The 26,796-nt window shown below is 72.3% G+C and carries 25 protein-coding genes; 17 read left to right on the forward strand and 8 right to left on the reverse strand.

Going from position 1 to position 26,796, the window contains the following annotated elements:
• Positions 1-3: 3 nt before the first annotated feature.
• Positions 4-309, reverse strand: a complete 306-nt coding sequence (locus ACLJOK_RS22360) for a DUF202 domain-containing protein (protein ID WP_410820627.1) — start codon at positions 307-309, stop codon at positions 4-6.
• A complete protein-coding gene (locus ACLJOK_RS22365) occupies positions 306-698 on the reverse strand; it encodes a YidH family protein (protein ID WP_410820628.1) in 393 nt (130 codons plus the stop codon). The genes ACLJOK_RS22360 and ACLJOK_RS22365 overlap by 4 nt, the downstream gene beginning before the upstream one ends.
• A 42-nt stretch (positions 699-740) precedes the next feature.
• Between ACLJOK_RS22365 and ACLJOK_RS22370 the strand changes: the two genes are divergently transcribed.
• The 4 genes from ACLJOK_RS22370 (at position 741) to ACLJOK_RS22385 (ending at position 3,890) form a co-directional block, all read left to right on the forward strand.
• Positions 741-1,538, forward strand: a complete 798-nt coding sequence (locus tag ACLJOK_RS22370; RefSeq protein WP_410820629.1) for a GNAT family N-acetyltransferase — start codon at positions 741-743, stop codon at positions 1,536-1,538.
• Between the two features lie 2 nt (positions 1,539-1,540).
• Positions 1,541-1,948 (forward strand): hypothetical protein, encoded by a 408-nt coding sequence (locus tag ACLJOK_RS22375; RefSeq protein WP_410820630.1) that lies wholly within the window; start codon positions 1,541-1,543, stop codon positions 1,946-1,948.
• 187 nt (positions 1,949-2,135) lie between these two features.
• Positions 2,136-2,915, forward strand: coding sequence for an electron transfer flavoprotein subunit beta/FixA family protein (locus tag ACLJOK_RS22380; protein WP_210865189.1), 780 nt, complete (start codon positions 2,136-2,138; stop codon positions 2,913-2,915).
• Positions 2,916-2,930: 15 nt separating this feature from the next.
• A complete protein-coding gene (locus ACLJOK_RS22385) occupies positions 2,931-3,890 on the forward strand; it encodes an electron transfer flavoprotein subunit alpha/FixB family protein (RefSeq protein ID WP_091393283.1) in 960 nt (319 codons plus the stop codon).
• A gap of 96 nt (positions 3,891-3,986) precedes the next feature.
• Here ACLJOK_RS22385 and ACLJOK_RS22390 read toward each other — a convergent pair whose 3' ends face one another.
• Positions 3,987-4,844 (reverse strand): anti-sigma factor, encoded by an 858-nt coding sequence (locus ACLJOK_RS22390; RefSeq protein ID WP_410820631.1) that lies wholly within the window; start codon positions 4,842-4,844, stop codon positions 3,987-3,989.
• The gene (locus ACLJOK_RS22395; protein ID WP_238678390.1) at positions 4,798-5,400 is read right to left on the reverse strand and encodes an RNA polymerase sigma factor; all 603 of its coding nucleotides are present in this window, start codon (positions 5,398-5,400) and stop codon (positions 4,798-4,800) included. Before ACLJOK_RS22395 ends, ACLJOK_RS22390 begins: the two co-directional genes overlap by 47 nt.
• A gap of 230 nt (positions 5,401-5,630) precedes the next feature.
• Here ACLJOK_RS22395 and ACLJOK_RS22400 point away from each other — a divergent pair, with 230 nt between their 5' ends.
• The 7 genes from ACLJOK_RS22400 to ACLJOK_RS22430 all read left to right on the forward strand — a co-directional run bounded on the left by ACLJOK_RS22400 (position 5,631) and on the right by ACLJOK_RS22430 (position 12,202).
• Positions 5,631-6,461, forward strand: coding sequence for a DUF4397 domain-containing protein (locus tag ACLJOK_RS22400; protein ID WP_410820632.1), 831 nt, complete (start codon positions 5,631-5,633; stop codon positions 6,459-6,461).
• A complete protein-coding gene (locus tag ACLJOK_RS22405; protein ID WP_410820633.1) occupies positions 6,458-7,111 on the forward strand; it encodes a class F sortase in 654 nt (217 codons plus the stop codon). The genes ACLJOK_RS22400 and ACLJOK_RS22405 overlap by 4 nt, the downstream gene beginning before the upstream one ends.
• Positions 7,112-7,215: 104 nt before the next feature.
• Positions 7,216-8,391 (forward strand): cysteine desulfurase family protein, encoded by a 1,176-nt coding sequence (locus ACLJOK_RS22410; RefSeq protein WP_410820634.1) that lies wholly within the window; start codon positions 7,216-7,218, stop codon positions 8,389-8,391.
• A gap of 252 nt (positions 8,392-8,643) precedes the next feature.
• Positions 8,644-9,717: a tRNA 2-thiouridine(34) synthase MnmA gene (mnmA, locus tag ACLJOK_RS22415; RefSeq protein WP_410820635.1), complete on the forward strand. Its 1,074-nt coding sequence runs from the start codon at positions 8,644-8,646 to the stop codon at positions 9,715-9,717.
• Positions 9,718-9,754: 37 nt separating this feature from the next.
• Positions 9,755-10,759 (forward strand): methionine synthase, encoded by a 1,005-nt coding sequence (locus ACLJOK_RS22420; protein ID WP_410820636.1) that lies wholly within the window; start codon positions 9,755-9,757, stop codon positions 10,757-10,759.
• 36 nt (positions 10,760-10,795) lie between these two features.
• Complete coding sequence (locus tag ACLJOK_RS22425) at positions 10,796-11,161, forward strand: VOC family protein (RefSeq protein WP_354943302.1); 366 nt, start codon at positions 10,796-10,798, stop codon at positions 11,159-11,161.
• A gap of 30 nt (positions 11,162-11,191) precedes the next feature.
• On the forward strand, positions 11,192-12,202 hold the full coding sequence (locus ACLJOK_RS22430; protein ID WP_410821566.1) for an ADP-ribosylglycohydrolase family protein: 1,011 nt from the start codon (positions 11,192-11,194) through the stop codon (positions 12,200-12,202).
• A gap of 135 nt (positions 12,203-12,337) precedes the next feature.
• Here ACLJOK_RS22430 and ACLJOK_RS22435 read toward each other — a convergent pair whose 3' ends face one another.
• Positions 12,338-12,874, reverse strand: a complete 537-nt coding sequence (locus tag ACLJOK_RS22435) for a type II toxin-antitoxin system PemK/MazF family toxin (protein WP_410820637.1) — start codon at positions 12,872-12,874, stop codon at positions 12,338-12,340.
• 329 nt (positions 12,875-13,203) lie between these two features.
• On the opposite strand from ACLJOK_RS22435, the gene ligA reads away from it, so the two are divergent.
• From ligA to gatA, 4 genes are all read left to right on the forward strand, one after another.
• Positions 13,204-15,339 (forward strand): NAD-dependent DNA ligase LigA, encoded by a 2,136-nt coding sequence (gene ligA / locus ACLJOK_RS22440; RefSeq protein WP_410820638.1) that lies wholly within the window; start codon positions 13,204-13,206, stop codon positions 15,337-15,339.
• 157 nt (positions 15,340-15,496) lie between these two features.
• Entirely contained in the window at positions 15,497-18,169 is a 2,673-nt protein-coding gene (locus ACLJOK_RS22445; protein WP_410820639.1) for a putative bifunctional diguanylate cyclase/phosphodiesterase, read from the forward strand.
• A gap of 145 nt (positions 18,170-18,314) precedes the next feature.
• Positions 18,315-18,620: an Asp-tRNA(Asn)/Glu-tRNA(Gln) amidotransferase subunit GatC gene (gene gatC, locus ACLJOK_RS22450; RefSeq protein ID WP_091393256.1), complete on the forward strand. Its 306-nt coding sequence runs from the start codon at positions 18,315-18,317 to the stop codon at positions 18,618-18,620.
• A gap of 76 nt (positions 18,621-18,696) precedes the next feature.
• Complete coding sequence (gene gatA, locus ACLJOK_RS22455) at positions 18,697-20,172, forward strand: Asp-tRNA(Asn)/Glu-tRNA(Gln) amidotransferase subunit GatA (RefSeq protein ID WP_410820640.1); 1,476 nt, start codon at positions 18,697-18,699, stop codon at positions 20,170-20,172.
• A 76-nt stretch (positions 20,173-20,248) separates the two neighbouring features.
• Here gatA and ACLJOK_RS22460 read toward each other — a convergent pair whose 3' ends face one another.
• Entirely contained in the window at positions 20,249-20,803 is a 555-nt protein-coding gene (locus ACLJOK_RS22460) for a hypothetical protein (RefSeq protein WP_410820641.1), read from the reverse strand.
• On the reverse strand, positions 20,800-21,018 hold the full coding sequence (locus tag ACLJOK_RS22465) for a hypothetical protein (RefSeq protein ID WP_410820642.1): 219 nt from the start codon (positions 21,016-21,018) through the stop codon (positions 20,800-20,802). The genes ACLJOK_RS22460 and ACLJOK_RS22465 overlap by 4 nt, the downstream gene beginning before the upstream one ends.
• A gap of 148 nt (positions 21,019-21,166) precedes the next feature.
• Here ACLJOK_RS22465 and gatB point away from each other — a divergent pair, with 148 nt between their 5' ends.
• Positions 21,167-22,666: an Asp-tRNA(Asn)/Glu-tRNA(Gln) amidotransferase subunit GatB gene (gatB, locus tag ACLJOK_RS22470; protein WP_410820643.1), complete on the forward strand. Its 1,500-nt coding sequence runs from the start codon at positions 21,167-21,169 to the stop codon at positions 22,664-22,666.
• 121 nt (positions 22,667-22,787) lie between these two features.
• Positions 22,788-25,145, forward strand: a complete 2,358-nt coding sequence (locus ACLJOK_RS22475) for a transketolase-like TK C-terminal-containing protein (RefSeq protein ID WP_410820644.1) — start codon at positions 22,788-22,790, stop codon at positions 25,143-25,145.
• Between the two features lie 43 nt (positions 25,146-25,188).
• Here the strand turns inward: ACLJOK_RS22475 and ACLJOK_RS22480 are convergent, their stop codons facing one another.
• Positions 25,189-26,793 (reverse strand): metallophosphoesterase, encoded by a 1,605-nt coding sequence (locus ACLJOK_RS22480; RefSeq protein WP_410820645.1) that lies wholly within the window; start codon positions 26,791-26,793, stop codon positions 25,189-25,191.
• Positions 26,794-26,796: the final 3 nt, after the last annotated feature.

Raw genomic sequence — 26,796 nt, forward strand, 5'->3', positions numbered from 1 at the left:
GCGTCACCACAGTCCGCGCAGGACCAGCAGCACTCCCAGTGACGCCAGCACCACGGTTCCCGCCGTGACCAGGGGCAGTGTCCGGCCGCCGGTGCGGGCCGGACCGGTGCCGGTGCCACGGGGCCAGCAGAGCACCAGCAGGGCGCCCCACACCAGCACGGTGCCGCCGGCGATCAGCGCGCCGGTCGGGTCGCCGGTCGACGCCAGCCGGACGGCGAGCACTGTCACCACTGTCACAGTGAGCAGGGTGCGCCGCCAGGCCAGTCGGGTCCGCTCCGGTTGCAGTCCCGGGTCGCGTCCGGTGCTCACCGTCCGCCGATCGCCCGCATCAGGACGGCGACCACCAGCAGCAACGCGCCGACGCCGACGGCGAGCGCCAGGATGGCGGGGAAACGGGACGCGGGCAGCTCCTGACCGAGGCGGATGGCCCGTTCGGTACGCGCCCAGTGGTCCAGCGCGCGGATCGCGACCGCCGCGCCGAGCAGCAGCAACGCCACAGCGATCACCTCGCGCAGGTGGCTCATCGGCAGGGGTGGCAGGAACTGCGCGGCGGCCAACCCGCCTCCGACCAGCGCCAACCCGGTGCGCAGCCAGGCGAGGAACGTCCGTTCGTTGGCCAGGGAGAAGCGGTAGTCCGGTGTTTCACCGACCGAGCCCAGCTCCGCCGGGTCGAACCACCGCCTGATCGCCTCCCACACAGTGGGAGATTATCCGCTTCCCATCCCGCTTAGCCTGGGCCGGTGACTGATCTCGACATCTTGACGCTGCGTACCGCCTACGACAACCAACTCCGCCCGGAGATCCCCGACCCGGTTCCGGCCGGGGTGACGGTGGAGCGGGACGGGCCGCTGGTCCGGATCACCGGGCTCGATTCCGGTGGGTTCATCACCTACCGCGACCTGGGCGGGTTGACCGGCGACGCGCTGGACGAGTTGATCGCCCGGCAGGTGCGGTTGTGCCGTGAGCGGGGCGAGTCGGCGGAGTGGAAGCTCAACGAGCACGACGAACCGGCGGACCTGGCGGACCGCCTGCGCGCCGCCGGCTTCGTCGCGGAGGACCGGGAGACCGTCGTGGTCGGCCCGGTCGCGCCGCTGGCCGCCGCGCTGCCGGTCGCTCCCGAGGGCGTACGCCTGCGTGAGGTGACCTCCCGGGAGGACCTGGAGCGGATCGCCGCCATGGAGGAGGAGGTCTGGCAGGAGGACCGCTCGCACCTGGTGTGGGGCCTGGCCAAGGAGATCGACGCCGACCCGAACTCGATCACAGTGGTGGTGGCGGAGGTCGACGACACGGTGGTGAGCGCCGGCTGGGTGCGCTTCCCGGCTAACACCGGCTTCGCCACCCTGTGGGGTGGGTCCACCCTGCCGCAGTGGCGTCGCAAGGGCATCTACCGGGCGTTGGTCAACTACCGGGCGCGGCTGGCCGAGCAGCGGGGTCGGACGCTCATGCAGGTCGACTGCTCCGAGGACAGCCGGCCGATCCTCCAGCGGCTCGGCCTCGTCGCGGTCACCACCACCACCCCGTACGTCTACACTCCGTGATCATGGAGCTGCGGCTGACGGACGAGGAGCGGCTGACCCTCAAGACCGGTGCCTTCGGCGCTGTCTTCCTGGTCTCCAACGCCGACCCCGGTGTGCTGGGCGTGATCCGGGAGAGCATCGCCGCGTCCGGTGCGCTGGCCGGCGCCAGTGGCACGGTCAAGGAGGCGCTGACCACCGGCCCGCTGCCGCGACTTCCCCGGGACTCGCAGCTGGAGATCGAGTCGGTGGTGCTGCCGGCGCTGGGGCAGGCGGTGCGGATCCTGCGCGAGAAGTCCCCACGGGACGTGGACGCGTACCGCGAACTCGTGTTGGCCGCGGCGGACCAGGTGGCCCGGGCGCACGACGGGGTGGCACCCACCGAGGCGGCGGCCATCGACCAGATCCGGGTCGCGTTGGCCGAGCCGGCCTGACCGGCCGCACGTCGGTGAGCTGTGTCACTCTGAGTGCTGCGGGAGCGCAACCTACTGGCAGGTAACATTGCGCCGTGGGCAACTGCACAACCGCCCGCGGTTGACCTGGCGTCGACCGACGCGCGACGCTGCGCCCCAGACCGGGCGAGCGAATCGCAACACCACACAGGAGGGTCGTCGAAGCGCGATGAACATCGTCGTACTCGTCAAGCAGGTGCCTGATTCGGGCGCGGACCGCAACCTGCGCAATGACGACAACACCGTCGACCGCGGTTCGGCGAACAACGTGATCAACGAGATGGACGAGTACGCCATCGAGGAGGCGCTGAAGATCAAGGAGGCGCACGGGGGCGAGGTCACCATCCTGACCATGGGTCCGGACCGGGCGACCGAGTCGATCCGCAAGGCGCTCTCCATGGGCCCGGACAAGGCCGTGCACGTGCTGGACGACGCCCTGCACGGCTCGTGCGCCGTCGCCACCTCGAAGGTGCTCGCCGCCGCTCTCGGTCAGCTCGGTGCCGACCTGGTCATCTGCGGTGCCGAGTCCACCGACGGCCGGGTCCAGGTCATGCCGCACATGATCGCCGAGCGGCTGGGCGTCGCGGCGCTCACCGGTGCCCGCAAGCTCACCGTCGACGGCGCGACGCTGACCGTCGAGCGGCAGACCGAGGAGGGCTACGAGGTCGTCACCGCCTCCACGCCGGCCGTGGTCTCCGTCTGGGACACCATCAACGAGCCGCGCTACCCCTCCTTCAAGGGCATCATGGCCGCGAAGAAGAAGCCGGTGCAGACGCTCTCGCTGGCCGACCTCGGGGTCGCGGCCGACGAGGTGGGCTTCGACGGCGCCACCAGCGCCGTCGTCGAGCACACCAAGCGCCCCCCGCGCTCCGGCGGTGCCAAGATCACTGATGAGGGCGAGGGCGGCGTCAAGCTGGTCGAGTTCCTCGCCACCGAGAAGTTCGTGTGAGAGGGGGGTTCTGACATGTCTGAGGTTCTCGTCGTCGTCGAAGCCACCAAGGAATTCGGCGTCAAGAAGGTCACCCTGGAAATGCTCACCCTCGCACGCGAGCTGGGCACCCCGAGCGCTGTGGTGCTCGGTGGCGCCGGCGCCGCCGAGGCGCTGAGCGGCAAGCTGGGCGAGTACGGCGCGGAGAAGATCTACGCCGCCGAGGGTGACGAGATCGACGGCTACCTGGTGGCCCCCAAGGCGACAGTGCTGGCCGAGCTGGTCAAGCGGGTGCAGCCGGCCGCCGTGCTGCTGGCGTCCGCCCAGGAGGGCAAGGAGATCGCCGCCCGGCTCGCCGTCAAGCTCGACAACGGCATCCTGACCGACGTGGTCGGCCTGGACGCCGACGGCACCGCGACCCAGGTCGCCTTCGCCGGCTCCACCATCGTCAAGTCCAAGGTCACCAAGGGCCTGCCGTTGGTCACCGTCCGGCCCAACTCGGTCACCCCCGCCCCGGCGGCGGCCACTCCGGCGATCGAGCAGCTCAGCGTGTCGGTCACCGACACCGACAAGCTGGCCACTGTCGTCGAGCGGGTCGCCGAGCAGAAGGGCTCCCGCCCCGAGCTGACCGAGGCCGGCGTGGTCGTCTCCGGCGGCCGGGGCGTCGGCAACGCCGACAACTTCAAGCTGGTCGAGGAGCTGGCCGACCTGCTCGGCGGTGCCGTCGGCGCGTCCCGCGCGGCCGTCGACTCCGGCTTCTACCCGCACCAGTTCCAGGTGGGCCAGACCGGCAAGACGGTCTCCCCGCAGCTCTACGTCGCCCTCGGCATCTCCGGTGCCATCCAGCACCGGGCCGGCATGCAGACCTCGAAGACCATCGTCGCTGTCAACAAGGACGGCGAGGCGCCGATCTTCGAGCTGGCCGACTTCGGGGTGGTGGGCGACCTGTTCAAGATCGTCCCGCAGGCCGCCGAGGAGATCCGCAAGCGCAAGTGACCCCGCGCTGAGACCAGTGGCCGCCCCCGATGGGGGCGGCCACTGTCTTTGGATGGGAGCTGATCGGCGGGCCGGGGAGCTGAGCCGGCCCGCCGATCAGCCCGTCAGGGAGCCCCTCAGCAGGCTGTCGCCGGAGTGGCGGGTGTTGTTGTCGTACTGCTCGGCGGAGACGTCGACCACCGAGTAGCTCTTGAGGTCGACATTCGAGGGCAGGGGTAGCAGGGCGTCCGAGCCGCCACCCAGGGTGCCGACCGAGAACATCTCCATCGTCGTCGGATTGATGAGCCAGACCTCGTAGTACCCCGGGACGCTCGGGAGATTCGCCACATGCAGATGTAGTTGGCCGTCCTGGAAAACGCGGGCGTCACCAGTGGCCGTCGGCGGGGTCGCCCCGTACGCCGCCAGCGGCGCGCTCGCCACCACCACCGGCGGCGGGGTGGGCGTCGGATCGTCCGGTCGGAGCACCGAGACGGTGCCCACCACGCCGACCGCCGCGGCGGCGGCCGCGGTCACCGCGGTGGCCACCCAACCGGACCAGCCGCGACCCCGGCGGGATCGCCGCGCCGGGTCCAGTCGGGTCACCGTCGACTCGGCCGCCGCGCCGAAGGTCTGCTCGGCCGTCGTGGTGTCGGCCTGCTCGGCCGTCGTGGTGTCGGCCTGCTCGGCCGTAGTGGTGTCGGCCTGCTCGGGCACCCGGTGTCGACGGGTCTCGGTCAGCAACGGCCCGGCCTCAGCGGCCCTGACCTGGGCTTCGATGCCCTGCCAGACGTGCTCCGGCGGGTCGGGCAGGTCGGCCAGGCCCTGCGTCTCGGTGCCGAGGCCCGCCACCTGCCGAAGGGTCGCCACCTCCGCGCGGCAGAGCGCGCAGGCGCCGAGGTGGGTGCTCTCCCCGTCGTCCGCCTCGCTCTCACCGAGTGCCAGAAATACCAGCCGGTCGTGGTCCAGGTGCTGCACCGTCCACCTCCCATCTGCGTTTCAAGCTCGCCATGCCGCGTCGGATGTGACTCTTCACGGTGCCCAACGGCACGCCGGTCACCGTGGCTATCTGCTGGTGTGTCAGGTCGTCGTAGAAGGCCAGCTCCAGCATCCGTCGCTGGTCGTCCGGGAGGCGAGCCAGCTCGTCGGCGATCACCAACCGGTCCACCACGCGGTCCGGGTCCGGCTGGGTCTGCGCCGGCTCGGGCAGCTGTCGGACCGTCTCCACCACCCGGGTCTCCCGGGCCGAGGCGCGCATCCGGTCGATCACCTTCCGCCGGCCGATGCCGAGCAGCCAACCGATCAGCGACCCCTTGGCCGGGTCGAACGTGTCGCGACCCAGCCAGGCGGCGACGAACGTCGCCTGGGTGACGTCCTCGGCGTCGCTGCGGTTCGCCAGCATGGACGTGGCCAGGTGGAACACGGCACGACCGTAGCGGTCGTACGCCTCGCGCAGCGCCACGTCGTCGCCGTCGCGGAACCTGCGGTCGAGGTCGTCCACCGGAGGGTCCGGTTCCTGTCGTAGCGCCGTCATCGGGCGGCTCGCCTTCGATGGGGCATGCCCGACTGTAGCTGCCACAGCCCCCGCCCCACTTCCCCGGTCGATGTCATCTCACCAGCTCTTCGTCTCCCGACCCCGGTCCGGATGCAGTCGGGGCCGGAAAAGAAAAGTGCCTCCGGGGCGCATCCGCCCGTCCGACAGCCGGCGTAACCCGTTCTGCAAGCCAGGCCTGACGAATCAGCACCAAATATCAGGAGGCAGACATGCAGCTCTCGTACTTCCGTCGGGTCGCCGCGGGCGGCGCGGTCGCCGCGCTGGCCTTCGCCGGTGTCGGCGCGTTGACCGCCGGCCCCGCGTACGCCGCCACGTCGAAGGTCTCCGTCGTGCACGGCATCCCGGACACCCCGGTCGACGTCTACGTCAACGGCAAGAAGACGCTGGACAACTTCAAGCCCGGCGACGTCGCCGGCCCGCTGAACCTGGAGGAGGGCGACTACGACATCGCGCTCACCAAGCCGGGCGAGCCGATCGGCAGCGCCATCCTCACTGTCGACAACGCCGCGGTGCCCGGCGGTGCGAACATCAGCATCGCGGCTCACCTCGACGCTGCCGGCCAGCCGAAGATCACCCCGTTCGTGAACGACGTCTCCAAGGTCGACGCCGGCAAGGCCCGGCTGATCGTCCGGCACACCGCCGCCGCCCCGGCGGTCGACGTCCGCGCCGGTGGCACCCCGGTCTTCGAGGGCCTCACCAACCCGAACGAGGCCAAGGGCGACGTCGACGCGGGCAACGTCAAGGCGGACGTGGTGCTGGCCGGCACCGACACCGTGGCCATCGGCCCGGCGGACCTCAACCTCAAGGAGGGCACCGCCACGATCGTCTACGCGATCGGCTCCGCCGAGGGCAAGACCCTCGACGTGGTGGCCCAGACCATCACCGGCCTGCACTCCGCCCCGGGTGGCGTGCCCAGCGGTGACGGCGGCCAGGCCGGCACCGGCGTGGACACCTGGTGGTACGTGCTCACCGGTGCCGGCGTACTCCTGCTGCTTGGTGGTGGGGTGCGGATGGCGACCGCGCGGACCGGCCGCAAGTGACGGTGCGCAACCGCGGCGCGCTGGCGGCCCTGGCCGCCGGCGTTGCCGCGCTCACCGTCGCCGCACTGGTGGCATGCGCCAACCAGCCGGCCGGGACCGTTGGTGCCGAGGAGGCCAGCACGCTGGCCAGCGCCCCACCGACAGCTGCCAGCGCCCCGTCGGTGCCGGTCACCGCCGGTGAGCTGCCCGCCGGTCCGAAGATCATCCCGCCGGTGCGGCTGCTGATCCCGGAGATCGGCGTCACCGCCACCGTCAACGCGGTCGGCATCAACGAGCGGACCAACGAGTTCGAGGTGCCGCCGAGCGTCGACCAAATCGGCTGGTACCGCTACGGCCCCGGCCTGGAGGCGGAGGTCGGCTCGGTGGTCATCGCCGGACACGTGGACAGCGCCAAGCAGGGCAAGGGGGCGTTCTTCCGGCTGCGTGAGCTGGACCAGGGGGACACGTTGACAGCGACCGGCAGCGACGGTGAGGCGCGGCGCTACCGGGTCGTCGCCCGCGAGGAGTACGCCAAGACCAAGATCCCGCTGGACCGGTACTTCGCCCGCGACGGCAAGCCGCGGCTGACCCTGATCACCTGTGGTGGGCCGTTCGACGCCAAGGCGCGCAAGTACCGCGACAACATCGTCGTCACCGCGGTACCCGCCTGACCGGGTCCGCGCGCGTCGGGCCGGGGTGGAGTTCCACCCCGGCCTTTGCGTGCGGTCCCCTCCGGCATCCGGTCCCCGAGGTGTCGGCCGTACGCTGAACGGCGATGGCTTACCTGGATCACGCGGCGACGACTCCCATGCTCGATGAGGCACTGGAGGCGTACGTCGCTACCGCCCGCGAGGTCGGCAACGCGTCCTCCCTGCACGCGGCGGGCCGCCGTGCCCGCCGCCGGGTCGAAGAGTCACGCGAGCGGGTGGCCGCGGTGCTGGGCGCCCGGCCCTCTGAGGTGATCTTCACCGGTGGTGGCACGGAGAGCGACAACCTCGCGGTCAAGGGCATCTTCTGGGCCCGCCGAGGAGCCCGCCCCGACCGCCGCCGGGTGGTCTCCAGCGCCGTCGAGCACCACGCGGTGCTGGACGCTGTCGACTGGCTGGCCCAGCACGAGGGCGCCGAGGTCGGCTGGCTGGCGGTGGACGCCGTCGGTCGGCTCGACCCGGAGACCCTGCGCGCCGAGTTGGCCGCGCACGCCGACCAGGTGGCCGTTGTCACCGCGATGTGGGCGAACAACGAGGTGGGCACCGTCCAGCCGGTCGCCGAGCTGGCCGCCGCCGCCGCCGAACACGGTGTGCCCTTCCACACCGACGCCATTCAGGCGGTCGGTCAGGTGCCGGTCGACTTCGGCGCCAGCGGGGTCGCCGCGCTGACCGTCACCGGGCACAAGCTGGGCGGCCCGACCGGGGTGGGCGCGCTGCTGCTCGCCCGGGACGTGCCGGCCACGCCGCTGCTGCACGGCGGCGGCCAGGAACGCGACATCCGCTCCGGCACCCTGGACACCGCCGGCATCGTCGCCTTCGCGGTCGCCGTGGAGACGGCAGTGAAGGGTCAGCAGGAGTACGCGGCCCGGGTGGCCGCGCTCCGCGACGACCTGATCGAGCGGGTCCGCCAGGCGGTGCCCGAGGTGATCTACAACGGTGACCCGACCGATCGGCTGCCCGGCAACGCGCACTTCTCCTTCCCCGGCTGTGAGGGCGACGCGCTGCTGCTCCTGCTCGACGCGCAGGGGATCGCCTGCTCGACCGGCTCCGCCTGCTCGGCCGGGGTGGCCCAGCCCTCGCACGTGCTGCTCGCGATGGGCGCCCACGACGACCGTGCCCGCTCCTCGCTGCGCTTCACACTGGGCCACACCAGCACCCAGGCCGACGTCGACGCGCTGATCGCTGCCCTCCCGGCAGCCGTCGACCGAGCCCGCCGAGCCGCCGCCCTTCGCACCCCCCGCTAACGCGGGCCAAAGCCCCGCCGTCCCCGCCCGTCGCCCGTCCCCGTCCCCGTCCACCCCCGTCCCCGTCCACCCCCGTCCTTGTCGATCAAGGAGTTGTGGTGGGTGACAAAAGCCGCCGTCCGTCTCATTCCAGGCACCGCAACTCCATGATCGGCGGCGGGGTGGCGGGACGGTGCGCGCGGGTGGGGTGGGGGTTGGGCTGGTGGATAGGGTTGTGGTGGGGGACGGGAAGGCGGGAAGGGGAGTGGGTCAGTGAGGGTTCTGGCGGCGATGTCGGGCGGGGTTGACTCGGCCGTGGCGGCGGCGCGGGCGGTGGCTGCCGGGCATGACGTGACCGGCGTACACCTGGCGCTGGCCCGCAACCCACAGACCTATCGGACCGGTGCGCGCGGCTGCTGCACCCTGGAGGACTCCCGGGACGCCCGACGGGCGGCCGACGTGATCGGCATTCCGTTCTACGTGTGGGACATGGCCGACCGCTTCCACGAGGACGTGGTCGACGACTTCGTCGCCGAGTACGCCGCCGGCCGTACGCCGAACCCCTGCCTGCGCTGCAACGAGAAGATCAAGTTCGCGGCGGTGCTGGACCGGGCGGTGGCGCTGGGCTTCGACGCGGTGGTGACCGGGCACCACGCCCGCCTCGGCGCGGACGGGCTGCTGCGGCGCAGTGTCGACCTGGCCAAGGACCAGTCGTACGTGCTCGCCGTGCTCACCCGCGAGCAGCTCGACCGGTCGATCTTCCCGCTCGGTGACTCGACAAAGGCGCAGGTTCGCGCCGAGGCCGCCGAGCGTGGCCTGGCCGTGGCCGACAAGCCGGACTCGCACGACATCTGCTTCATCGCCGACGGGGACACCCGCGGCTTCCTGGCCGGCCGGCTCGGTGAGGCGCCCGGCGACGTGGTGGACGCCTCCACCGGCGCGGTCGTCGGCAGTCACAGCGGCGCGTACGCGTACACGGTGGGGCAGCGTCGCGGGCTGCACCTGGACCGGCCCGCCCCGGACGGCCGGCCACGCTACGTGCTCTCCATCACGCCGATAACCAACACGGTGACGGTCGGCCCGGCCGAGGCCCTGGACGTGTCCGACGTGCACGCCCTACGTCCGGTCTGGACCGGCGGCGCCCGTCCGGACGCCCCTGTCGAGTGCGAGGTGCAGTTGCGCGCGCACGGCGACGTGGTGCCGGCGACCGTCGCCCTCGACGGTGACCGGCTGCACGCCGAGCTGCGCCGACCGGTACGCGGCGTCGCCGCCGGTCAGGCAGTGGTGGCGTACCGGCCGGACCCGGCCGGCGACGTGGTGCTCGGCTCCGCGACCATCACCGGCTGACCGCACGGCCTGGGTGTTCGCGGGATAGCCTTCGCCCGTGACAGATCAGGCGTGGCCCTGGCCGGCCGGCGCGGCAACCGGAATTGGTTCGCTGCCCGGCACCGACATCGGCGAGGCTCAGCGGGTGGTCCTCGGTGAGCTTCCCGAGCTGCCCCATCTGCCCGAGTTGCCGGCCCGTGGCCCCGGAGCGGACATGATCGGCCGGTCCGCCGGGCTGCTCGTCGAGCTGCCCGTCGAGGTGTACGCGGGGCGGTGGCGGGTCGCCCCACGCCCAGGCCGTGACCTGCGCCGGGCCCGTGACCTGATGGAACGCGACCTGGACCAGCTCGCCGAGCAGGCCGAGGGGTACGCCGGGCCGATCAAGATGCAGGCCGCCGGCCCGCTCACGCTGGCCGCCTCCCTCGAGTTGCCGATCGGTGGCCGACTGTTGCGCGATCCCGGCGCGGTCCGCGACCTGACCGGCTCTCTCGCCGAAGGGCTGCGCACGCACGTCGCGGCGGTCGCCCGCCGGCTGCCCCAGGCGTCGGTACTGCTGCAACTGGACGAGCCGTCACTGCCGACAGTGCTGGCCGGGCGGGTGCCGACCGAGAGCGGGCTGGGCGCGTACCGGGCTGTCGATTCGGTGGATGCCGCCGCCCTGCTGCGCACGATCGTCGAGGCGGTCGGCGTGCCGACACTGGTGCACTGCTGCGCCCCGGACGTGCCGCTGGAGCTGATCCGCTCCACCGGCGCCGTCGCTGTCGCCCTCGACCTGGACCTGGTCACCAAACTCGACCCGCTGGGCGAGGCGATCGACGCCGGCCTCGGGTTGCTGGCCGGGGCCGCGCCGACCCGGCCACCGTCGGCCGGTGCCGCGCCGACCTCCGCGCAGATCGCCGAACGGGTACGCCAGGTCTGGGACCGCCTCGGCTTTCCTCGTCGCCAGCTCGCCGAGCAGGTGGTGATCACCCCGGCCTGTGGTCTCGCCGGCGCCACCCCGGAGTACGCGCGGACGGTCCTCGCGGCCTGTCGGGACGCCGGCCGGCGGCTCGCCGAGGACTGAGGTTTCCTGTCGTACCCGGTGGGCAGGATGACTGTCATGATTGGACAGCTTCGTTCAGTGGTGATCGACTGCCCGGACCCGCAGGCGTTGGCGGCCTTCTACGCCGAACTGCTCGGCGTGCCGCTCGTCGAGGGCGACTCCGACGACGACTGGGTGGTGCTGGGCGGCCCACCCGGTCACCAGCCACGCCTCGCTTTCCAACAGGCGCTCAACCTGCGCCCACCGGCCTGGCCGGATCCCGAGCGCCCACAGCAGTTCCACCTCGACGTGACTGTGGACGACATCGAGGCCGCCGAGAAGGCGGCGCTCGCGCTGGGTGCTCGGCGGCTGCCGGGCGAGGGCGAGGGCTTCCGGGTCTACGCCGATCCGGCCGGCCACCCGTTCTGCCTCTGCTGGGACTGAGCCCGTGGTGGGTTGCGGCGGCCGGGCATGATGGCCGCCGTGATCCACACCTCCGCGCTACGCGCCTCCGGTTCGCTCTTCGGCCTCGCCTACGGTGACGCGCTGGGCAAGCCGACCGAGTTCCTGACCGTCGCCGAGATCGAGCGCCGGTACGGCCCGGCCGGTCCGCGTGAGCTGTCCGGCGAGCCGGCGCTGGTCACCGACGACACCCAGATGGCGCTGGCACTGGGTTGGGCGCTGCGCGAGGCGCCGTCGTTCACACCGGAGGCGGTGGAGCCGCTGCTGCGGCGACGCTTCCTGGCCTGGGCGGTCAGCCCGGACAACAACCGTGCCCCGGGCATGACCTGCCTGCGCGCCTGTGCCGAGCTGAGCCGTGGGGTGTCCTGGCAGGAGGCGACGGTGGTCGGCTCGAAGGGCTGCGGGGCCAACATGCGGGTCACCCCGGTCGGGTTGCTCGACGTGGATCTCGACACGCTCGCCGGGTTGGCCCAGTTGCAGGCCGGGCTGACCCACGGCCACCCGACCGGGCTGGCCGCCAGCGAACTCACCGCGTACGCGGTCTTCGTGCTGCGCGCGGGCGTTTCGCTGCCCGAACTTCCCGCGGTTCTCACCGAGCGGGCACTGTCCCAGCGCCTGGTCTACTCCGAGCGGTGGTTGGGCGACCTCTGGCAGCGCGCCGGTTCCGGGTCTGGGCAGGAGTTCATCGCCCAGGGCTGGGACGAGTGCCTGGCGGTGCTGGGCCGGCTGACCGCCACCCTGGCGCAGCCGGACGACGGCGGTGACCCGTGTCAGGCCACCGGGGAGGGCTGGGTGGCCGAGGAGGCGCTGGCCACCGCGCTGCTCTGCGCCGTACGGCACGCCGACGACCCGGTCGCGGCGCTGGCCCGGGGCGCGACCACCGCCGGTGACTCCGACTCGATCGCTGCTCTGGCCGGCGCGTTCGTGGGCGCGGCCGTCGGCATGACCGCCTGGCCGCGCGAATGGGCCAACCGCATCGAGTACGCGGACCAACTGGCCACGCTCGGCGCGACCTGGGACTGATCCGGGCGCGGCCTGCGCGGCCGGTGCAGCCATGATCGACTCGGGGTTTTGAAAGTCGGGGCATCCGGGGCTTCGGGACTCCGCGACTTTCAGGAACCCGAGTTGATCAAAAGCGGCGAGCGGCCACGAGGGCGGTCAGGGGGTGGGGAGGTGACGCAGGCTGCGAACCTTCCGCCACAGGTCGGCGTCGCAGCGGCCGGCGTGGTCGGCGAAGGCGGCCGAGCTGAGTCGGATCGGCTCGGTGAGGCTGAGGTAGCTGTCGTGCTCCGCGCCCGGGTCCCAGTCCCGGATGGGAATCCGCACGTGGTCGTCCCGGTCGCTCTTGTCCTGGCTGGTGATCTTCAGGACGTCGGCGCCCCGGGAGTCGGCGCGCAGCACCAGACACGGGCGCACCTTCGACCCGCTGCCGTCGGCGTACGGCACGTCGGCCCACCAGATCTCACCGGGCGCCGGGGTGTCGCCGTGCCGGTCGGTGTCGCGCGAGCGGGGCTTGGTGGACGGCCGTTCGGCGCCACGGGGCCGTGGCGGGCTGGAACGACTGCCGCCGGTGCCGCCCCGACCCGGCCGGTTGCCCGGACGCCGGTTGGCCACCCGGTGCCGCCAACTGTTCCACGCCCAGCCGGCGGCCACCGCCAGCAGGATCGCCACCGCCCAGAGCAGTGCCTCGGGCATCCGTACCTCCGTACCTCCGCGTCCCGGCGACCGCCGGTCGCGCCGTCCGGCGATCCTTGCACGCCGCCGCCCGTGTCGCCCGCCAACCACACCGCAGCCTCCCCGCCCGCGCCGATCTTGCATTTTCGGTCGCCGAGATGCACGGAACGCCCCCTATGCCGCGACAGCAAATGCAAGATCGCGGGAAGGGTGGATCATGCTGATCATGGGACGGCGGCTGAGGGTGGGGTCGCTCTGGGCGCGGGCGGGCGGCGGATTGTCCCACCGGCCCGATACGGTGCCGGAGTAGCGTGATCAGGGAGGTCGCAGGCGTGTCCGAAGGTGGCGGTGTGTCCGAGGAGCAGATCGGTCAGCAGGTCAGCCCGGCGCAGGAGGCGGCGGCCGGGGCTGAGCCGACGCCGCAGGCCCGGGAGCGGCATGCCGCGCTCAGCCAGGAGTTGACCGAGCACCAGTACCGCTACTACGTCCTGGACTCGCCGACCATCCCGGACGCCGATTTCGACAGGCAGTTGCGCGAGTTGGAGGCACTGGAGGCGGAGTTTCCGGCGCTACGGACGCCGGATTCGCCGACCCAGCGGGTGGGCGGCACGTTCTCCACCGACTTCACCCCTGTCACCCATGCCGAACGGATGCTCTCGCTCGACAACGCCTTCGCCGACGAGGAGTTGGCGGCCTGGGCCGAGCGGGTCGAACGGGACGCGGGCGGCCCGGTGCCCTACTTGTGCGAGCTGAAGGTCGACGGGCTGGCGATCAACCTGACCTACGAGAACGGCCGGCTGGTTCGGGCCGCCACCCGGGGCGACGGGCGCACCGGTGAGGACGTCACGGCAAACGTACGCAGCATTCGGGACGTGCCCGGCCAGCTCGTCCCGTCCGCCGAATTCCCGGACATCCCCGAGCTGGTGGAGGTCCGGGGCGAGATCTACTTCCCGATCGCCGCGTTCGCCGATCTCAACGCGGGTCTGGTGGAGCAGGGCAAGGCGCCCTTCGCCAACCCCCGCAACGCCGCCGCCGGCAGCCTGCGACAGAAGGATCCACGGGTCACCGCCACCCGGCCGCTGCGCCTGGTCGTGCACGGCATCGGCGCCCGCCGGGGGTTCCAGCCCAGGGCACAGTCCGAGTCGTACGCGGCACTCAAGTCGTGGGGGTTGCCGACCAGCGACCGGTGGCGGGTCGTCCCGGACCTTGGCGGCGTGGCGGAGTTCATCGCCTACTACGCCGAGCACCGGCACGACGTCGAGCACGAGATCGACGGCGTGGTGGTCAAGGTCGACCCGGTCTCCATTCAGGGCCGGCTCGGGTCGACCAGTCGTGCCCCCCGCTGGGCGATCGCCTTCAAGTACCCGCCGGAGGAGGTCACCACCAAGCTGCTCGACATCGACGTCAACGTGGGGCGCACCGGCCGGGTCACCCCGTTCGCCGTGCTCGAGCCGGTGCGCGTGGCCGGCTCCACAGTCGCGCTCGCGACCCTGCACAACGCCCGCGAGGTGGAGCGCAAGGGGGTGCTGATCGGCGACACGGTGGTGCTGCGCAAGGCCGGCGACGTGATCCCGGAGGTGCTCGGCCCGGTGGTCGACCTGCGGCCCGCCGATGCCCGGCCGTTCGTCATGCCCACCAGTTGCCCGGCCTGCGGCACCCCGCTCGCGCCGTCGAAGGAGGGCGACGTGGACATCCGTTGCCCCAACACCCGCAGCTGCCCGGCGCAGTTGCGGGAGCGGGTGTTCCACCTCGCCGGCCGGGGTGGGTTCGACATCGAGGTGCTCGGTTACAAGGGCGCGGCCGCCCTGCTCGACGCGGAGATCATCAGCGACGAGGGCGACCTCTTCCACCTCGACGCCGAGCAGTTGTCCCGGTCGCCGTTCTTCGTCAACAAGGACGGCAGCCTGGGCAGCAACGCCACCAAGTTGCTGGACAATCTCGCGGTCGCCCGGGAACGGGACCTGTGGCGGGTGCTGGTGGCGCTCTCCATTCGGCACGTCGGCCCGACCGCGGCCCAGGCACTCGCCCGGCACTTCCGTTCGATGGACGCCATCGATGCGGCCACCGAGGAGGAGCTGTCCTCCGTCGACGGCGTCGGGCCGACCATCGCGGCCAGCATCCGGGAGTGGTTCGCTGTGGACTGGCACCGCGAGGTGGTCCGCAAGTGGGCCGAGGCCGGCGTGCGGATGGCCGAGGAGGCTGTCGACGAGGGGCCGCGCCCGCTGGAGGGGATGACGGTGGTGGTGACCGGCACACTCGCCGGCTATTCGCGCGACCAGGCCGCCGAGGCCGTGCAGAGCCGGGGCGGCAAGGTCAGCGGGTCGGTCTCCAAGAAGACGAGCTTCGTGGTGGTGGGGGACAACCCCGGGTCGAAGGCCGACAAGGCCGCCAGTCTCAAGGTGCCGGTGCTCGACGAGGACGGGTTCCGGCTCCTGCTGGACGCGGGCCCGGACGCCGCCCGGGACGTCGCTCAGCTGGGCGGCTGACCCCGCCGACGGCTGGTCGCGGCGACTGGCCGCGTATACCAACTTAATTACGACTACGACCGATTCGTGACTGTCATACCGGGAAACTGGGGGCCGAGGGCGTTTCATTGGGTCACGGCGTGCGCACCGGCACGCCGATGGTCGGTCGGGAGGTGTGGTGGAGGTCGCCGACCCACGCAACTCGCTTCCTGCGGGACGGGTCGCACCGTTCGCCGCCTTCGTCGCCGGCATCCTGGCGGTCGCCGCGCTGACCGCCGCCGTTCCACTCGCGACGCTCCCCGGTGAGCTGTCCCAGCTGCCGGTGGCGTTCTGGACGATGGCCGCGCTCGCCGTGGTCTGCGACGCGCGCCCGTTCGTGCCACCGGGGCGCCGGCAGACGTCGGCGGTGTTCCCGTCCACCTGCTTCACCTTCGCGATCCTTCTCGGCTGGGGTCTCGGCCCGGCGGTGGTGGTGCAGGCGGTGGGCGTCGTCGTCTCGGGTTGGCGGATGCGGCACGCCGCGTGGCGCACGGCGTTCAACGTCGGCCAGTACGCCTGCGCCCTCGCCGCCGCGTACGGGGTGATTCAGCTCGGCTCGGGCACGATCTTCTCCGGCGGGCGGTTGCACTGGACCGACGTGGCCGCCGTCGGCGGTGCCGCGCTCGCCTGGTTCGTCGTCAACTACGGGTTGGTCAGCTGGGCGGTGCGGCTGCGGTTCGGGGACCGCTGGTGGCCCACCGTCCGCCAGGGCCTCGGCTTCGAGTTGCTCTCCACCGGCTCACTGCTGCTGCTCGCCCCGGTGCTGGTCGCGGCGGCGCGGGTCAGCGCCGCGCTGATCCCGCTGGTGCTGGTGCCGCTCTTCGCCGTCTACCGGATGGCGCGGTTGACGAACGAACAGCAGCACCTCGCCGCCGCCGACCCGCTGACCGGGCTGCCCAACCGCAAGGCCCTGCTGGCCGAGGTTGCCGAGCAGGTGCACCTGCATGCCGAGCGGACCGCCCGTGGTGAACCTGACGGGCAGCTCGCGCTCCTGCTGATCGACCTGGACCGTTTCAAGAACGTCAACGATGCCCTCGGGCACGCCGTGGGCGACCGGCTGCTGGTCGAGGTCAGCGCCCGGCTCACCGACATGCAGCCCCGACCACAGATGATCGCTCGGCTCGGTGGTGACGAGTTCGCCATCGTGATGACGGGGCTGACCGACGTCGGTCAGGCGCGGGAGTTGGCCGACCGGGTGGTCCAGGCGCTGGCCGAGCCGGTGCCGCTCGACGGGCTGCCGCTGGACGTGGGCGGGTCGATCGGGATCGCCCTCTTCCCGGAGCACGGCGAGGACTTCGCCACCCTGATGCGCCACGCCGACGTCGCGATGTACGACGCCAAGCACCGCAACGACACGGTGGCCGTGTACGCCCCGGAGTCCGACCACAACTCGGCCGAGCGACTCGGCCTCCTCGCCGACCTGCGTCGCGTACTGGAGGCCAGCCCGTCGACCGAGGCGCCGTTCCACGCCGACGCCGAGCCGGCAGGTCAGGGCCAGGGCGAGGGTGCGCAGCCGGACGGGACCGGTCGGCACGGTGCGCCGAGCGACGCCGAGCGGACGGCCGACGTACCCCTTGTCGCGTCGGCGGAGGTGCGCGGCGGTGACGGGGCGGCACTGCCCACCGGCGCCCCGGCCGAGGGCGTGCTGCCCACCGCGGCGCCGGGCCGGTCCGTGCCGGCGGCGGACCCGGCGCCGACGCTCGCCCCGGCACCACCGGGATCTGGCCGGTGGTGGGCGCGCCGTCGACGCACCGACGCCGAGCTGGCGCACTCCGATGAGCTGATCAACCGGATCGCCACCGGAGCCGACCCGATCCGGGGCCGCAACGCCCGTGCCACAGTCGCCGGCACCCGTTCCGGCCCGGCCCGGGAGCGGCGCGCCGGCGGCGGGATCGGTCGGCGGTCCCCGAACGGGAGCGCGGTGGGCAAGGGTCGCACCGGGGGGCGGCGGGACGTCGGCCCGGGTGCGCCCGGGCAGCCACTCGAACCGACCGGGTGGGCGCACGCGGACGACGAGCCGGCCGACGACGCCGGGGAAATCACCATGTATTACCAGCCGCAGATCGCCATCGCGACCGGCGAGGTGGTCGGCGTCGAGGCCCTGCTGCGGTGGCGGCACCCCCGGCGGGGCATGGTCGACCCGGAGGAACTGATCCGGGTCGCCGAGCAGAGCGCCGTGATGCGACTGCTCACCCGTCGTGTCGTCGACGACGTGGTGGAGCAGCTCGCCAAGTGGTCGGTGGCCGGGATCGGCCTGCGCGCCGCGCTGAACGTGAGCGTGCGCGACCTGCACACCGGCGAGATCGCCGACCAGATCGCCGACCGGCTGGCCCGCTACGGGGTGCCGGCCGAGCGGCTCCAGGTCGAGATCACCGAGGGCGCGTTGATGGCCGACCCGCGTCGGGTGCTGGCCACCATCTCCCGGCTGCACCGGATCGGCGTGGCCATCGCGCTGGACGACTTCGGCACCGGCTACTCCTCGCTCCAGCACCTGCGCCGGTTGCCACTGTCCGAGGTGAAGGTGGACCGATCGTTCGTCCTCGGCATGGCCGAGGACGCCGACGACGCGGCGATCGTCCGGTCGATGATCGAGCTGGCCGGCGCGCTGGGGCTGCGGGTGGTCGCCGAGGGTGTCGAGGACGAGCGAACCTGGCGGATGCTGCACGCCGCCGGCTGCGACGCCGCTCAGGGCTGGTTCTACGCCCGGCCGATGCCGGCCGAGGAGTTGGTCACCTGGCTGGCCCGGTACCGGCCGGTCCGCCCGACCGGCGGGCACCCGCAGCCGGATGCCGCCCGCCGCCCCACCCGCTGACCCGGCGCGAGGGTCGCTGGAGGGGGAGTCGGGGACGCGGCACCGGAGCGGAACAATAGACTCGCTCCGGTCACCGCGTGTCACGCTCCACCTGTCGCGCGGCCGGCACACCGCCCGACCAGCAGGAATTCAGAAGGGGGCACGGATGGCCGCCATCTCCCGCGAGGAGGTCGCGCACCTGGCGCGCCTGTCGCGGCTCGCCGTCACCGAGGAGGAGCTGGACACGTTCGCCGGCCAGCTCGACGTGATCCTCCAGGCGGTCGCCCAGGTCGGCGAGGTCGCCGCCGCGGACATCCCGCCGACCTCGCACTCGGTGCCGCTGACCAACATCTTCCGCGAGGACGTCGTCACGCCGTGCCTGACTCCGGAGGAAGCGCTGTCGGGCGCGCCCGACGCCGAGGACCAGCGGTTCCGCGTACCGCGGATCCTGACCGAGGATGTGGCCTCATGAGCGAGCGCCAGCGAGCGAGTCAGCAGTGCAGCGCCGTGGTGCCTCATGGCGTCGTGGAGCGAAGCGGAGTGACGGCATGAGCGATCTGATCAAGATGACCGCGACGGAGATCGCGAGCCTGGTCGCGGGGGGCGAGACCTCCGCCGTCGAGGTGACCCAGGCGCACCTGGACCGGATCGCCGCTGTCGACGACCGGGTGCACGCCTTCCTGCACGTCGACACCGACGGCGCGCTCGCCGCGGCCCGTGCGGTGGACGAGCGCCGGGCCGCCGGCGAGGAGTTGGGCCCGCTCGCGGGCGTGCCGGTCGCCGTCAAGGACGTGCTCGCCACCCGGGGCATACCCACCACAGTGGGGTCGAAGATCCTGGAGGGCTGGCGCCCGCCGTACGACGCGACGATCGTGCAGCGGCTGCGGGAGGCCGGCACGGTGATGCTCGGCAAGACCAACATGGACGAGTTCGCGATGGGCTCCTCCACCGAATACTCGGCGTACGGCCCGACGCACAACCCGTGGGACCTCAGCCGGATCCCGGGTGGCTCGGGTGGTGGCAGCGCCGCCGCGCTGGCCGCGTACGAGGCTCCGCTGGCGATCGGTTCGGACACCGGCGGCTCGATCCGCCAGCCCGGGGCGGTCACCGGCACCGTGGGCGCCAAGCCCACCTACGGCGGCACCTCCCGTTACGGGCTGGTGGCCTTCTCCTCGTCGCTCGACACCCCGGGCCCGTGTGCCCGTACGGTGCTCGACGCGGCCCTGCTGCACCAGGTGATCGGCGGGCACGACCCGCGCGACTCCACCTCGATTCCGCAGCCGGTGCCGGATGTGGTGGCGGCGGCGAAGCTCGGCGCTACCGGTGACCTGACCGGTGTGCGGCTCGGCATCGTGAGCGAGTTCGTCGGCGAGGGTGCCGAGCCGGGCGTGATGGCCGCGTTCCGTGAGTCGGTCGACGCGCTGACCAAGATGGGCGCCGAGGTCGTCGAGGTGTCCTGCCCGACGTTCGCGTACGCCCTGCCGGCGTACTACCTGATCGCCCCGAGCGAGTGCTCCTCCAACCTGGCCCGGTTCGACGGCGTCCGGTTCGGCCTGCGGGTCGGCGACGACGGCAACCGGTCGCTGGAGGAGGTCATGTCGCTGACCCGGGAGGCCGGCTTCGGCCCGGAGGTCAAGCGCCGCATCATGATCGGCACGTACGCGCTGTCGTCGGGTTACTACGACGCGTACTACGGGCAGGCGCAGAAGGTCCGGACGCTCATCACCCGGGACTTCACCGCCGCGTTCGAGCGGGTCGACGCGCTGATCTCGCCGACCACCCCGTCGGTGGCGTTCCCGATGGGCGCGCGGACCGCCGACCCGTACCAGATGTACCTGGCCGACCTGTACACGATTCCGACCAACCTGTACGGCGGGCCGGGCATCTCGGTGCCCTGTGGGCTCTCCGAGGGGCTGCCGGTCGGTCTCCAGGTGATGGCCCCGACGATGGCCGACGACCGGATGTACCGGGTCGCCGCCGCGTTGGAGTCCGCAGTCGGCACGTTCACCCCGCCGGCGCTCTAGACCGGATGTCACCGCATCGGCGCCGAGGGACATGTCCCTCGGCGCCGATCGCGCGTCTGGACGGGTTGGGCGTCGATCAGGGCTGGCTCGGCGGCCCGGCGAGGTAGCGGCGGGCCTCCCGCAGACCACGCCAGCGATACCAGGCGGCACCCACCATGAGCAGGATCAGCATTACGGCCAGCACGCGGCTGAACGGGTTGACCGTGCTCACCAGGGCCGACACCTGGGTGACGGCGACCACCGCGAACAGCCACAGCAGCCAGCGTTGACCGACTCGGAGTCGGGCCTCCCTGCGAGCCAGCGCGTCCAGACGAGGGTCGTCGGTGGACCCGTCGCGCAACGCCTGGCCGATCCGCCGCCTGGTCGCCGGGTCGTCACCGGCCGTCCGGGGCATCCGCCTGATCAGCCGACGGCCGAAGACGAGGGCCGCGACCGCGCCGACCAGCGGCGGGATCAGCATCAGCGCGAACGCCGCGAGGAGGCCGGACCCACCGGTGTCACCGTCGACCATCGCGGCGGTGCCCATCGCGGCCGCGCCGACCACGACGGCCGCGGCGACGGCGTACGTGCTGCGGCGGTGCCGCCCCAACGGCACCTGCTCGTCGGAGGCGACACGTCCCCCGCTCGTCACGGCCGCCCCTGATTCCGACGCCGCCGGTTCACCAGGTGCACGACGGCGTACGCGATCGCCACCGCCACCACCCCGGGCAACACCATGGCGATCACCAACTCGGCGGCCGTGTCCGGGTTACGGTCCTCTCCGGAGGCGAACCAGCTGACCAGGGTCACCACGACGGCCACCGCCCACACCGCGACCACCCCGACGAGCACCGGTCGGACCTGCATTCCCCGCTCTCTCCCCGTATTCGTCATGGTCGTTCCGTACCCCGCTGTCGGTAACGCCACGCACGCCGGACGAAACCCGGCCGAGGATTGATCGGGCAACCCCATTAGGCTGGACAGGTTCTGTCCCGGATCGCGCCTGGAGCGTCTCATGACCACGACACTGCCCGCGTACGACGAGGTCGTTGCGCGCTTCGAACCGGTGATCGGCCTGGAGACCCACGTCGAGCTGGGCACGAACACCAAGATGTTCTGTGGTTGCCCGACCGACTTCGGCGGCGAGCCGAACACCCGGGTCTGCCCGGTGTGCCTGGGCCTGCCCGGTTCGCTGCCGGTGGCCAACAAGGCGGCCATCGAGGCGATCATCCGGATCGGCCTGGCGTTGAACTGCTCGATCGCCGAGTGGTGCCGGTTCGCCCGGAAGAACTACTTCTACCCGGACATGCCGAAGAACTTCCAGATCAGCCAGTACGACGAGCCGATCTGCGTCGACGGTTACCTGGACGTCGAGGTGGGCGGCGAGACGGTCCGGATCGAGATCGAGCGGGTGCACCTCGAGGAGGACACCGGCAAGACGCTGCACGTCGGCGGCGCCACGGGCCGCATCCACGGCGCTACGGAGTCGCTGGTCGACTACAACCGGGCCGGCATCCCGCTGGTCGAGATCGTCACCAAGCCGATCACGGGCACCGGTGCGCTCGCCCCCGACGTGGCCAAGGCGTACGTCGCCGAGCTGCGCGACGTGATCCGCACCCTCGGCGTGTCCGACGTGCGGATGGAGGAGGGTTCGCTGCGCTGCGACGTGAACACCTCGCTCAACCTTCCGGGCGCGGAGTGGGGCACCCGTACCGAGACGAAGAACGTCAACTCGCTGCGGTCGGTGGAGCGGGCGGTCCGCTCGGAGATGCTGCGGCAGGCGTCGGTGCTGGACGCGGGCGGCCGGATCACCCAGGAGACGCGCCACTTCCACGAGGACACCGGTGACACCACCCCGGGTCGCTCGAAGGAGACGGCCACCGACTACCGGTACTTCCCCGAGCCTGATCTGGTGCCGATCGCCCCGGACCAGGCCTGGGTCGCCGAGCTGAAGGCCGCCCTGCCGGAGCTGCCCCGGGTGCACCGGCGTCGGCTCCAGGAGCAGTGGGGCCTGTCCGACCTGGACATGCAGTCGGTGCTGAACGCCGGCGCGGTCGAGCTGATCGAGGCCACCGTGGCCGCCGGCACCACCCCGGCGGCGGCCCGCAAGTGGTGGCTGGGTGAGCTGTCCCGCCGGGCCAACGAGAGCGGTGTGGAGCTGGCCGAGATCGGCGCGACGCCCGCCCAGGTCGCCGAGCTTCAGGGGCTGGTCGACGCCGGCAAGCTCAACGACAAGATGGCCCGCACGGTGCTGGAGGGCGTGGTCGACGGCGAGGGCTCGCCCACCGAGATCATGACCAGCCGGGGCCTGGAGGTCGTGTCGGACACCGGCGCGCTGACCGCCGCTGTGGACGAGGCGATCGCCGCGAACCCCGGCATCGCCGACAAGATCCGCAGTGGCAAGGTCGCGGCGGTCGGTGCGCTGGTCGGCGCGGTCATGAAGACCACCCGGGGTCAGGCCGACGCGAAGACCCTGCGTGAGCTGATTCTGGAGCGCCTCGGCGTCCAGGGCTGACACCCACCCGAGCACGCCGCCGCCGCGACCCGGCGGCGGCCTGCCGCCACCCCCTGTCGACCACGCGGCCACCCCGCACCCCTCGCGAGGGCGTCAACGGCGACGCCTGGATGGAGCCACCGTGACCCAGCACGACCTCGATGTCCTCGACGAGATCCAGCGGCGGGTCCTCTGGCTCGCCACCCGGATCGTGGACGCCGCCAACCATGACCGGGCCACCGGCGACGGTGTGAAGGTCGGCGGCCACCAGGCGTCCAGCGCCTCCCTGGTCACGGCGATGACCGCGCTCTGGTTCGCGCACCTGGACGCCGAGGACCGGGTCGCGGTGAAGCCGCACGCGTCCCCGGTGTTCCACGCCATCCAGTACCTGCTCGGCAACCTGGACCGCTCCTACCTGCCCCGGCTGCGGGCCCGTGGCGGCCTCCAGTCGTACCCGTCGCGCACCAAGGACCCGGACGAGGTGGACTTCTCCACCGGTTCGGTCGGCCTGGGCGCGGCGGCGCCGCTCTTCGCCGCCGCCACCCGGCGGTACGTCGACGCGCACTTCGGGGCCCGCCCGCACTCCCGGTTCGTGGCGCTGATCGGCGACGCCGAGCTGGACGAGGGCAACATCTGGGAGGCTGTGGCCGACCCGGCGACCACCGGGCTGGGCAACGTCATGTGGCTGGTCGACTTCAACCGCCAGTCGCTGGACCGGGTGGTTCCCGGCATCCGGATCAACCAGTGGCGGGGCCAGTTCGAGGCGGCCGGTTGGCACGTCGTGGAGGTCAAGTACGGCCGCCGGCTCGCCGAGGCGTACGCCCGGCCGGGCGGCGAGGCGCTGCGCGACTGGATCGACGCGATGCCCAACGAGCAGTACCAGTCGCTGTTCGGGCTGGTCGGGCCGGCGCTGCGCAAGCAGTTCCTGGACGGCGCTCCGACCGGCATTGCGGAGCTGATCGCCGACGTCTCCGACGAGGAACTCGGCCCGCTCGTCACCGACCTGGGCGGGCACGACCTTCAGGCGATGCTGGACGCGTACGCCCAGTGCGACGCGGTCACCGACCGGCCCAGCGTCGTCTTCGCGTACACCGTGAAGGGTTGGGGGTTGCCCATCGCCGGCAATCCGCGCAACCATTCCGCGCTGCTCAGCTCGGAGCAGGTCGACACGCTGCGCGCCGCGCAGGGGTTGACCGCCGACACCGAGTGGGACCGCCTCGACCCGGCGTCACCCGCCGGGATCCAGGCCGGCGCCCGCCGGGAGGCGCTGTCCCGCGCGCCGCGCGAGCGTGCGCTGGGCGTCACCGTCCCGGAAAGCACCGGAGTACGCGCCAACAAGCCGATCTCCACGCAGGAGGCCTTCGGTCGGGTGCTGGTGGACCTGGCGCGGGACCGGGAGGTGGGCCGCTACCTGGTCACCACCGCCCCGGACGTGGCCACCTCCACCAACCTCGCCGGGTTCATCAACAAGACCGGGGTGTTCGCCCCCACCGAGCAGCGTTCCTGGACCGAGGACCGGATGCTGCGCTGGACGGAGAGCCCCGCTGGGCAGCACATCGAGCTGGGCATCTCGGAGATGAACCTGTTCCTGCTGCTCGGCCAGCTAGGGCTGTCCTGGGACCTGTCCGGGCAGCCGCTGCTGCCGGTGGGCACTGTCTACGACCCGTTCGTGCTGCGCGGCCTCGACGCCTTCCTGTACGGCACCTACTCCGGCTCCCGGTTCGTGGTGGCCGGCACCCCGTCCGGCATCACCCTCGCCCCGGAGGGCGGCGCCCACCAGTCCACGATCACCGCGTCGGTCGGCCTGGAACTGCCCGGGGTGACCTTCATCGAGCCGGCGTACGCGGCCACCCTCGACTGGCTGCTCTGCGACGCGCTCGGTCAGATCGCCGGTGGGTCGGCCCCGGCCGCGACCGCCGCACCCGCCGAGGACGGCGCGTACTACTTCCGGTTGAGCACCCGACCACTGGACCAGGCGCCGTTCGAGGCGGCCCGGGCCCGGCTCGGCGACGCGGTGCTGCGCCGGCAGGTCGTTGCCGGGGCGTACCGGCTGGTCGATGCGCACCAGGCGTACCCGCATCTGGTCGACGCCCCGGTGGTGCAGTTGGCCGCCTCCGGCGCGGTCCTGCCCGAGGTGCTGGCCGCCGCCGCGGAACTGGCCGACGAGGGCATTGCCGCGCACGTGGTGGACGTGACCTCGCTGGACCGGCTCTACCGGGCCTGGCAGCGCACCCTGCGCCAGGGCGTACGGACGGCCACGGTGCCCAGCGTGCCGGGCGCGCTGCGGTCCGCGTTCGCCGATCGGGTGCCGGTGGTGACAGTGCACGACGCCGCGTCGCACGCGATGGCCTGGCTCGGTTCGGCGGTCGGCGCACCGGCGGTGCCGCTCGGGGTGGACGAGTTCGGCCAGTCCGGCAGCGTCGCCGAGCTGTACGAACTGCACGACCTGCTGCCCGGCAGCATCGTCAACGCTGCACTGGCCGCCATCGCCCTCCGCTGACCCGTCGGCGCCCGCTGGTCCGCCGGCGGGCGTCGACGTCGGCTCAGCCGGTCGGCGTGGGTGTGGGTGTGGCGGGGACACCGCCGCTCGGCGTGGGTGTGGGTGTGGCGGGGACACCGCCGGTCGGGTTCTCCACCAGGCGCCGTTCCAGGTTGACCTGGGCCTGCCCGGTGCCGCCGACGGTGATGGTGTCGTACGCCTGGAGCAGCTTCTGCTGGTCGAAGTAGAGCACGCTCATCGACAGCGGGGTGGGCTTCTCGCCCTCCAGACCGCGCAGCCCGGCGCCGCCGGTGGAGCCCTCCACCAGGAGCGCCGTGGGCTGCTGCCCGGGCGCCTGCGGCAGCTTGGTTACCTGCCGGGCGTGGGTGTGCCCGGCCAGCACCAGCGGGCAGGTGCCGGCGAGCGGCCCGGCCGACGCCGGGTCGTGCACGAGAGCGATGTTGACCGGTCGCGGTGAGCTGCGGACCGTCGCGGCGAGCTGGTTGCCGGCCCCGATCACCTGGTCGGCCACCTGCTGGGTCAACCCGCTGCCGGCCGGGGAGGTGTTCTTGTCCGGGGTGAAGCGCGGGTCGCCGATGCCGGCGATGGTCAGCCCGGCGACCGTCGTGGTCGTGTTGTTCAACACGATCGCGTTCGGCTGGCGGGCCACAGCGGCGGCGGTCTTGCCGGAGTCGTGGTTGCCCCGGATGAAGACGTACGGCTTCTTCAGCAGGCCGATCGAGGCGACGAAGGAGGCCTCCGGCTCGCTGCCCCAGTCGGTGATGTCCCCGGTGTCGACCACCACGTCGATGCCGAACTGCTCCACCACAGTCCGGATCAGCTGCCAGCCGGTCGGGTTGAGGTGCATGTCGGAGACGTGCAGCACCCGGGTGGTGCCCGGGGTCGGCTCCAACAGCGGTAGCGCCGAGACGGTGGTGTAGAGCTGGCTGACGTTGCCGACCAGGCGCTGCAACTGCTCCGAGTACTTGGTGTAGTCGTTGGCGATCCGGCGGGCGTCACCGACGATGGCCGGCGCGTTGACCAGCAGCCCTTCGTAGCGTGGTTCCTCGATGGCCTGCGGGCGAAGTGTCGCCGCCGCCGTGCCGAGGCTGCTGGCGGTGACCAGCAGCGCCAGCCCACCCGCCCAGGCGGTGCGCCGGACGTCACGGAAGATCAGCCCAGCCAGGATCAACGTGACCAGCACCGACGCGCCGAGGGTACGCAGGCCGAGGCGCATCACCCCGGAGCGGACGTCCTCCACGGCGCTCTGGCTGGCCCGGCTGATGCTGGCGGGGTCGTCGATCAGCGCCTCGGTGCGCCCCTGGTCGAGGGCGCCCAGCCGGACGGTGAGATGGGTCGGCCCGTCGTGGCTGTCGAGCAGCAGCGCGCCGAGCGGCGGGATGTCGACGGTGGTGCCGCCGTCCCGGGCGGGGGAGATGCTGAGATTGGCCCGGAACGGGCCGATGTCGGTGCTCACCTGGCCACCGGCCAGCACCCCGAGCACCGCCCCGGCCAGGGCCACGGCGAGGACGGCGACGATCAGCCCGAGGCGGCGCAGCGGGCCGGCGGCGCCGACCCACCAACCCGTCGGGCGCGGCTGATCGTCGCCGGTCACCGGGTTGTCCCGGTCATCGGCGTCGTCGTGCCGCTCGTCGCGTTGCCCGTCCATGCT

It is taken from the genome of Micromonospora sp. 050-3 (assembly GCF_046549335.1).
Lineage (GTDB): Bacteria > Actinomycetota > Actinomycetes > Mycobacteriales > Micromonosporaceae > Micromonospora > Micromonospora trifolii.